Origin of the sequence: Nostocoides sp. (assembly GCF_035343835.1) — a bacterium.
Taxonomy (GTDB): domain Bacteria; phylum Actinomycetota; class Actinomycetes; order Actinomycetales; family Dermatophilaceae; genus Nostocoides_A; species Nostocoides_A vanveenii.
Genome location: NZ_DAOQZV010000109.1, coordinates 1 through 6,525 on the forward strand (window position 1 = coordinate 1; position 6,525 = coordinate 6,525).

Here is a 6,525-nt window from a genome sequence, read left to right on the forward strand (position 1 = left end):
CGCGATCGCGGACGCGCTGGCCGCGGGCTTCGCCGATGCGACCCGCCTGGCCATCCTCGTCTCGGCCGCGTTCCTGGTCGCCGGCTTGCTCGGCGCCTGGCAGGTGCACCGCCGCGCCCACCGGTCCACCGGCGTCCTCGTCCCGGCGGCGTAGCCTCGGGTGGGTGAGTCAGGACGTGGCCGGTGAACGCACCATCGCCGTATTGCGCAATCTGACGGCCCTGCAGCACACACTCTTCGTCACCCTCGTCGCCATCGGCGTGGCCCGCGCCTGGCCCACTGCGAACCGCGTCACGCTCGTCGTCGCCATCACTGTTCTGACCTGCTGGTATGCCGTCGGCGCGCGCCGCGCCGAGCATCGCCCGGCCGCGTCGTCCAGCGAGCCCGGGGCGGCGGGTCCGGCCCGCGCGGCGATCGGGTGGCTGCTGATCCTGGCGGTGCTCTGGATCGCCTGCGTCGCGGTGTCGCCGCACCTGATCTGGGTGGGCTTTGCGCTCTGGTTGCTGGCCGCGCACCTCCTGCCCTTGGCCGGTGCCGCGGTCTTCGCCGCGGGCGTGCTTGCCGTCGTGATCGGCGCGCCCGTACTCGCGGGCCAGGGCTGGTCGGTCGGAGGTGTCGTCGGTCCCACGGTCGGCGCCCTCTTTGCGCTCGCGCTCTCACGGGGGCAGGTGCTGCTGGCACGCGAGTCCATCGAGCGCGCGCGACTGGTGCGCTCGCTCGTCCGGGCCCAGGACGAGTCGTCCGCTCTGCAGGAGCAGTTGGCGGCCGCCCAGCGCGATGCGGGTGCGCAGGCCGAGCGGACCCGGCTCTCCCGCGAGATCCACGACACGCTCGCTCAGGGTTTCTCCTCCATCCTGCTGCTCGCGCGGGGGGCGTCGGTCGCCGGCGACGAGGTGCACCTGCGGCACCTGCTGGACCGGATCGAGGAGACAGCGGCCGGCAACCTGGCGGAAGCGCGCCGCGTCGTGGGCGCGCTCGCGCCGGAATCCTTGCAGGACAACGGCCTTGCGGCCGCCCTGCGGCGGATCGTCGCCGACCTCGCGGCCGACACCGGCATCGACACCGACGTCCGGGTCGACCCCGACCTGCCGCTGCTCGACACTGGCGAAGAGGTCGTGCTTCTGCGTAGCGCCCAGGGGGCGTTGGCGAACGTCCGCACTCATGCCCGGGCCGCGCGGGTCGTTGTCTCGCTCACCGGTGCCGGCGATCAGGTCCGGCTCGATGTCGTCGACGACGGTGTCGGTTTCGACCCCGGGCAACTCGCGGCGGAGGCTTCCGCGTCGGCCGGCGCGGCGTTCGGCGACCGGCCTGGGGCCGCGCGGTTGGACTACGCGCGGGGCGGCTACGGGCTGGCGTCCACGACCGCGCGGCTGCGCGAGCTGGGTGGCGGATTGACGATCGAATCGGCACCCGGCGACGGGACGGCGGTATCGGCATACCTGCCGGTGCGGCGCGCCCAACCGGAGGTCGCGCGGTGACGCGGGTGCTGGTCGTCGACGATCATCCGATCGTGCGCTCGGGGCTGCGGACGCTGCTCGACGGGCAACCGGGCATCGACGTGGTCGGTGAGGCCGCAGACGGGGCGACGGCCCTGGAACTCGCCGGTGCGCTCGCCCCCGACGTTGTGCTGTGCGATTTGCGCCTGGGCGACGGGATGGACGGCGTCGGGGTCGCCCGTGCCCTGCAGCATCCCGGCGGGCCGGCCGTGGTCATCTTGACGACCTACGACCACGACAGCGACATCGTGCGCGCGATCGAGGCCGGGGCCGCGGGCTATCTGCTCAAGGACGCCGCGCCGGCACAGATCGTCCGGGCCGTCGAACTGGCAGCCGCGGGCGAGACCGTCCTATCAGCGGCGCAGGAGGCGCGGGTCGTCGCCACCCAGCGCAGCGCCCCTCGGGCCCTGAGCGAGCGCGAACTGGACGTGCTCCAGTTGATCGCCCTCGGCTTGACCAACCGGGAGGTCGCGCGCCGCCTTTTTGTCAGCGAGGCGACGGTCAAGACCCACCTGGCCCATGTCTACGACAAGCTCGGCGCTCCCAGCCGGACCGCGGCGGTCGCCGTCGCCCGCGAGCACGGCCTGCTCTGAGCGCCGCGCCCCCCCACACAAACCCCGTCGAGTGGCCGGTTCAGGGGCGTCGAGTGGCCACTCGACAGGGGGCTGAACGGGCCACTCGACAGGGCTGAACCGGCCACTCGACGTGAGGGGAAAATGCCTGGCGCCCGCGGTCACGCCTGGCCGGGGTAGGAGCCGAAGCTCCACTGGTTGCCCTCGGCGTCGCGCACGGTGCACGTGCGGCCGCCGTAGTCGGGGTCCATGGGTGCCTGAACGCTGGTGCCGCCGGCAGCGAGCGCGCGGTCATAGACGGCGTCGACCTCCTCGTCGGTCTCGACGACGCAGTAGCAGGAAGAGGTGCCGGGGAGCTCCAGGTGCTCATCGTCCGCGGTGCGGCGCCCCGCGGAGCCGAACATGATCCCGCCCCGGTCCCCCCAGGCGTATTCGGCGTGGTCGACGACTCCCGGTGCGCTGGTCATGAGGGCTCGCCGGGTGAAGCCGACGGCCTCGAGAAAGGCGACCGCTGCGTCGGCGTCGCGAAAGGTCAGGGTGTGGAAGAGCGTTGTCGTCATAACTCAACCCTGCCCGGTCGGATGCGGGGATTCTTGAACAAATCGGAAGTCCGCGGTGTCCGTCGGGGGATGGCCGGTCAGCGCACGCCAGTCGCGAGTCAGGTGTGACTGATCGGCATAACCCGCCTCGGTGGCGACGTCGGACAGTCGGATTCCCCTGCGGCGCAAAGCATCGGCGTGTTCGAAGCGACGCAAGCGGGCGACCCGCTTGGGGCTCAGCCCGAACTCGGCACGGAAGCAACTGCCGAGGTGACGCTCACTCATGCCGACCCGCCCGGCCAACTCGCGCACTCCCAGTCGTCCGCGACTGGCCCGCAGCAACTGCCAGGCCCGGCCGACCTCGGACCGCGGCCCGTGCCCGCCTGGCTGTGCCAGTGCGCTCAACAAGGCGGCATCGAGGGCATCGAAGCGCGCCGCCCAGGTCGGTGCGGCCGCCAACCGCTCGACATCGTCGGCCCGCAGGCCCAGCGGGAGCTCGCCGTGTTCGACGAGGCTGAAGGCACCGAGCCCACCCATGGGCAGCCCCAGCAGACGACGCACGCCGGCAGGGCTGAGCGCCAGTTGGATGCCGTGCAGCCGCCCGTGCGCATGCACGAGTGCCGGCGCATCGTGGAGGCCCGACGCCAGCGCCCAGAAGATGTCCGATCGGCGCGGCGTCGCGAGCCAGCCGACATCCAGCGGCTCGCCGAAGGCGAGGATCACGGTCGCCGTCGTGGACGGTATGCCGTGGTGAACGGCGCCCTCCGGCACCGACTCGTCATACCCGTCGTAGGCGCGCACCAGCCCGCGAAGGGCGGGATGCGGGGCGCGCTGCGGCATACGGCCAGGGTAGGGCGATGCGGGCGAGCACGGGCCGCGTCGGGCGAGGCCGCGCACGCTCGCTGCCCCCTGCGTACGGTGGAGGCCCACGACCGAAGGGGGACCCGTGACCAAGGCATCCACACCCGCCGAGCCCGATCGCGAGATCCTGCGCCGAGCCCTCGCCGGCGCGCGCCGCCATATCCTCGCCCAACTCGACGGCCTCGACGACGAGCAGTTGCGACGGCCGGTGCTGCCGTCCGGCTGGAGTTGCCTGGGCCTGGTCCGGCACCTGACGCTGTCGGACGAGCGCTACTGGTTCGAGAGCATTGCGAGCGGAGGTGGACTGGATTTCTGGCCGGACGGCGAGAACGCCGACTGGGTCGTCGGACCTGAGGAGGCTGCGGCAGACGTGATCGCGGCCTATCGCGCGGCCTGCGCCGCGTCCGATGCGTTCATCGCCGCCACCGCGCTGGACACACCGCCCGCTCGGCCCGAGTCCTGGTGGGAGCAGGCGGGGCTGGCCTTTCCCGACCTGCGGGCCGTGATCGTGCACGTGATCGCCGAGACCGCGACCCACGCCGGCCACCTCGACGCCGTCCGCGAGCTGATCGACGGACGTCAGTACATCGCCTTGTAGAGCTCACCCCGCCGCGTAGGCGCGGACCTGGCCGAGCACGTCAGCCATCAGCCGCTGCACGGCGATCGTGTCGTCCAGCGGCATGACCGGACTCTCCGTGCGGCCGGCCGCCAGGCACTCGCCGACGTGCGCGATCTCGTACTGATAGCCACCGGGAAAGGTCAGGTGCTCGGGCGTCTTGCCGCGCCACACGGTCAATGACGGGGAGCGGTGGAAGCGCGGGTGGACGTCGATCCACCCCTGAGTCCCGAGCAGCATCATCCGCCCCGGCCCGTATGCCGTGAACCCGCCCGACAGCGTCGCCGACCGGCCGTCGCGGTAGCCGAGGAGGACGCCGAACTCGCCCTCGACGCCGGTCGGGAAACTCCCGCCGACGGCGTGGACGACATCGGGTGTGCCGAGGAAATGCTGGGCGAAGGAAAGCACATAGACCCCGAGGTCGAGCACCGCACCACCGCCCAGCGCCGGGTCGAAGAGCCGGTCGTCGGGGTCGAAAGGCCGGAAGGCGGTCAGGTCGCCCTGGACCCCGCGTAGCTCGCCGATTTCGCCGTCGGCGATGATCCGGCGGGCGTGCGCGATCGCCGGGTTGAAGCGCGTCCACATCGCCTCCATCGCGAAAACTCCTGCGGCGCGTGCGGATTCGACAACGCGCTCGGTGTCGGCGAGGGTCGCGGTGAAGGCCTTCTCGACGAGTATCGGCTTGCCGGCCGCGATCGCCGCGAGCGCGATCTCCGTATGCTGCGGGTGCGGCGTCGCGATATAGATCGCGTCGATCTCGGGGTCGGTGACAAGTGCGTCGTAGGACCCGTGGGCGCGCGGTATGCCGTGCTCGGCGGCGAACGCCTGGGCACGATCCAACGAGCGGGACCCCACGGCGACCACCTCGCCCTGGGGCACCTCGGCGAAAGCCTCGGTCATGACGGCCGCCATCCGGCCCGGCCCGGCGATACCCCAGCGCACAGTGGTCACGTCACCAACCCTAGAGTCGAGGCCAGCCCGGACGGCGGGCGGAAGCGGACGATCCCAGCCGGGGCGGCACACGGCATACGTCCTGATCAGTTGTCGGCGGATGCGGCGTGATCGGTCCAGCCGGTGGTGTCGGGGCCGCTGGCGAGATCCTTCTTGAAGCGGATCATGTTGCCGGCCGGGTCGCGGAAGGCGCAGTCGCGTACGCCATAGAACTGATCGGCCGGCTCCTGGAGCACCTCCGCGCCGCTCGCGGCGACGCGCTCGAAGACTCCGTCCACGTCGTCGGTGCCGAAGATCAGGGCGCCGAGCATGCCCTTGGCGAGCAGGTCCGCCATCGCGGCCTGGTCGGCCTCGCTCATGCCGGGGTAGATGCCGGTGTTCTGCAGGACGATCTCGAGCTCCGGCTGGGTCGGCGTTTTCAGGGTGCACCAGCGAAAGCCGCCATTGCTGACGTCGGTGGCGACGGTGAAGCCGAGGGTGTCTCGGTAGAAGGCCAGGGACTTTTCGTGGTCATCGGTGAAGACGAAGACGTTGGCGACGGACAGGGTGCTGACTGCGGTTGGTGTGGGCATGACAACGACATTAGGGCCGCTCCGTCAGGCGCGCTTCTCCGAAAGTGATCGCTTCGGCGTGACCCGGACGGGGCGGGTGATCTGCTTGGCGATACACCCCGGTATGCCGCGCAGCTCCTCGTGCGAGCGCGCGCGATAGGCGCTCGGTGTCTCGCCCATCAACTCGGTGAACCGCGCGCTGAACGAGCCGAGCGAGGTGCAGCCGACGGCCATGCAGACGTCCGTCACGCTGTGATCGGTGTTGCGCAACAGCGCCGCTGCGCGTTCGACCCGGCGCGTCATCAGGTGAGCATGCGGCGTCTCGCCGAAGGCCTCCTTGAAGCTGCGCTGGAAGTGCCCGACCGACATCAGGGCATCCCGGGCCAGGGCGGGGACATCCAGCGGCTCGGCGAACGCGCGATCCATCCGGTCGCGGGCCTGCCGCAGCCGGATCAGATCGTCGCGCTCCATGCCCGACAGGGTAGGCGGCGACGCCCACACCCGGGCGACTGCGGTGCGATAGTCGAGAGATGACCGATGTCGAGGCCCGCCCCTGGATCGCGGTCGATGCCGCCGGTTGCGGCGTCGACGATCTCTCCTTCTGCGGCGCGGTCGGCGTCACCGTCGCGGCGCAGACACCGTGGGACGAGGTCGTCGCGGCGAGCGTGGCGCAGGGGTGGGTCGGGCTGGAGTGGCTCTCCGGTCTCCCCGGCACTGTCGAGGCGGCGGTGGTCGGCAACCACACGGCATACGGGCACTGGGTGGGGGAGTCGGTTGCCCTCGTGCGCACGCGGATGGTTGCCACCGGCCGTCAACGGACGTATGCCGCGGCCGACTGCGCGTTCGAACCGCACCGTTCGCGCTTCCTCGCCGACCCCGCGGCTCACGTCCTTCTCGACGTGAACTTCCTGCTGCGCCAAGGCGATCTGAGCGACCCGG

The 6,525-nt window shown here is 71.4% G+C and carries 8 protein-coding genes and 1 pseudogene; 4 read left to right on the forward strand and 5 right to left on the reverse strand.

Features of this window, described 5'->3' with window-relative positions:
• The first annotated feature begins 164 nt into the window (after positions 1-164).
• Entirely contained in the window at positions 165-1,478 is a 1,314-nt protein-coding gene (locus PKH97_RS09270; protein ID WP_324387121.1) for a sensor histidine kinase, read from the forward strand.
• Positions 1,475-2,089, forward strand: coding sequence for a response regulator transcription factor (locus tag PKH97_RS09275; protein WP_324387122.1), 615 nt, complete (start codon positions 1,475-1,477; stop codon positions 2,087-2,089). The genes PKH97_RS09270 and PKH97_RS09275 overlap by 4 nt, the downstream gene beginning before the upstream one ends.
• 140 nt (positions 2,090-2,229) lie before the next feature.
• Here PKH97_RS09275 and PKH97_RS09280 read toward each other — a convergent pair whose 3' ends face one another.
• Together PKH97_RS09280 and PKH97_RS09285 are read right to left on the reverse strand one after the other, a co-directional pair.
• Positions 2,230-2,628 (reverse strand): VOC family protein, encoded by a 399-nt coding sequence (locus tag PKH97_RS09280; RefSeq protein WP_324387123.1) that lies wholly within the window; start codon positions 2,626-2,628, stop codon positions 2,230-2,232.
• 3 nt (positions 2,629-2,631) lie between these two features.
• Positions 2,632-3,447: a helix-turn-helix domain-containing protein gene (locus PKH97_RS09285; protein ID WP_324387124.1), complete on the reverse strand. Its 816-nt coding sequence runs from the start codon at positions 3,445-3,447 to the stop codon at positions 2,632-2,634.
• 106 nt (positions 3,448-3,553) lie between these two features.
• On the opposite strand from PKH97_RS09285, the gene PKH97_RS09290 reads away from it, so the two are divergent.
• A complete protein-coding gene (locus tag PKH97_RS09290) occupies positions 3,554-4,066 on the forward strand; it encodes a DinB family protein (RefSeq protein WP_324387125.1) in 513 nt (170 codons plus the stop codon).
• Between the two features lie 3 nt (positions 4,067-4,069).
• Here PKH97_RS09290 and PKH97_RS09295 read toward each other — a convergent pair whose 3' ends face one another.
• The 3 genes from PKH97_RS09295 to PKH97_RS09305 all read right to left on the reverse strand — a co-directional run bounded on the left by PKH97_RS09295 (position 4,070) and on the right by PKH97_RS09305 (position 6,057).
• Positions 4,070-5,035, reverse strand: a complete 966-nt coding sequence (locus PKH97_RS09295; protein WP_324387126.1) for a Gfo/Idh/MocA family oxidoreductase — start codon at positions 5,033-5,035, stop codon at positions 4,070-4,072.
• A gap of 86 nt (positions 5,036-5,121) precedes the next feature.
• Entirely contained in the window at positions 5,122-5,607 is a 486-nt protein-coding gene (locus PKH97_RS09300) for a VOC family protein (protein WP_324387127.1), read from the reverse strand.
• 24 nt (positions 5,608-5,631) lie between these two features.
• The gene (locus PKH97_RS09305; RefSeq protein ID WP_324387128.1) at positions 5,632-6,057 is read right to left on the reverse strand and encodes a helix-turn-helix transcriptional regulator; all 426 of its coding nucleotides are present in this window, start codon (positions 6,055-6,057) and stop codon (positions 5,632-5,634) included.
• A 59-nt stretch (positions 6,058-6,116) separates the two neighbouring features.
• Here PKH97_RS09305 and PKH97_RS09310 point away from each other — a divergent pair.
• Positions 6,117-6,525, forward strand: a pseudogene (locus tag PKH97_RS09310) (UDP-N-acetylenolpyruvoylglucosamine reductase); the annotation flags it as partial.

Coding starts and splice junctions, on each gene's coding strand:
- PKH97_RS09280 (WP_324387123.1), bottom strand. CDS start 2,628: ATGACGACAACGCTCTTCCACACCCTGACCTTTCGCGACGCCGACGCA.
- PKH97_RS09285 (WP_324387124.1), bottom strand. CDS start 3,447: ATGCCGCAGCGCGCCCCGCATCCCGCCCTTCGCGGGCTGGTGCGCGCC.
- PKH97_RS09300 (WP_324387127.1), bottom strand. CDS start 5,607: ATGCCCACACCAACCGCAGTCAGCACCCTGTCCGTCGCCAACGTCTTC.
- PKH97_RS09305 (WP_324387128.1), bottom strand. CDS start 6,057: ATGGAGCGCGACGATCTGATCCGGCTGCGGCAGGCCCGCGACCGGATG.